The 1,391-nt window shown below is 33.4% G+C and carries 1 protein-coding gene and 1 pseudogene; both read left to right on the forward strand.

The window, feature by feature from the left end:
• The first annotated feature begins 29 nt into the window (after nucleotides 1-29).
• Nucleotides 30-746 (forward strand): transglycosylase family protein, encoded by a 717-nt coding sequence (locus tag KA814_RS13300; protein ID WP_210122796.1) that lies wholly within the window; start codon nucleotides 30-32, stop codon nucleotides 744-746.
• 567 nt (nucleotides 747-1,313) lie between these two features.
• A pseudogene (locus tag KA814_RS13305) lies at nucleotides 1,314-1,391 on the forward strand (transglycosylase); the annotation flags it as partial.

Raw genomic sequence — 1,391 nt, forward strand, 5'->3', positions numbered from 1 at the left:
GTATTATCTCTTAGGAGGATTTATTAATAATGAAAAAAACAGTATTAGCTTCAACGTTAGCAGTTGGACTTGGCGTAACAGTGATCGCAGCAGGAAATTCAGCAGATGCGTCTGAACAAGGTATCGATCAAGCACAACTAGCTCAACAAGCACAAAACAACCCTGAACAATTAAATGCTAAGCCAGTACATGAAGGTGCTTATAACTATAACTTTAATCAAGATAATTTAAACTATAACTTTGAATCTGATGGCACATATTGGTCATGGAGCTATGGTGAAGGTTCAAACGGATCAAGCGATGCATCAACACAATCAACAACTAATGTAGGACAACAAGAACAAGCACCGCAAACTCAAGACCAAACACAACCACAACAAGCTTCATCAGAACAACCAGCACAAGAGCAAGCACCTCAAACTGAGCAAACGCAACAACCACAACAAGAAGCAGCTTCATCACAACAATCAACAGATAATTCAAGTGAAGCATCAAGTGGTTCATCAGTAGAAGTAAACGATCACTTGAAACAAATCGCGCAACGTGAATCAGGTGGCGACTTAAAAGCAGTTAATCCATCTTCAGGTGCAGCAGGTAAATATCAATTCCTACAAAGTACATGGGATTCAGTAGCGCCAGATGAATATAAAGGTCAATCACCAACAGAAGCACCAGAATCAGTACAAGACCAAGCAGCAATGGATTTATATGAATCTGAAGGTGCTTCACAGTGGGTTACTGCATAATAAGATAATATGCAATTTTAAAATATGAATATAAATGTATAGAGTGAGTGACATATAAAGCTCATGCTAAAAATAAAGGACTAATCCGTTAGCAACAACATGGATTAGTCCTTTTTACATTGAGGGAAAGACATATATTTTCGAAAGTTATAGAATTAATTGTAGAAAATTAATAGAAAAGTTAATTTTAAAAAAGATATTTAAATAATATACTAAAAATAATACTTAATTTAAAACTGCTGACTTATTAATTAATGAACTAAATCTCGCAATAATAGAATAAAAAGTGCTTTTATTACAACATCATTACAATAAAATTGAAAATATAACTAACCTTAAAACGATGATGATGGCGTTCTAAGGTTTTTTGATGAGTGTAATATTTAACTTTTATGTCATTAGGACGTAAAAAATCTAGATGTTTTTTTAACTTCACTGTAACCCACAAGCTTTTTCTAGATGTTACAGTGGGAACTAGCAAATTTGATAAAAGTAATTTTGCAAAAAACGAAACACAAATTTAAACACAAATTTAAAAGTATTATCTCTTGGGAGGATTTATTAATAATGAAAAAAACAGTATTAGCTTCAACGTTAGCAGTAGGACTTGGCGTAACAGGAATTGCAGCAGGAAATTCAGCAGAT

Origin of the sequence: Staphylococcus sp. GDY8P196P, assembly GCF_017891705.1 — a bacterium.
Taxonomy (GTDB): Bacteria; Bacillota; Bacilli; order Staphylococcales; family Staphylococcaceae; genus Staphylococcus; species Staphylococcus ureilyticus.

Bases quoted from the DNA above. Each gene is read 5' to 3' on its own strand.
- KA814_RS13300 (WP_210122796.1), top strand. From the start codon at position 30: ATGAAAAAAACAGTATTAGCTTCAACGTTAGCAGTTGGACTTGGCGTA.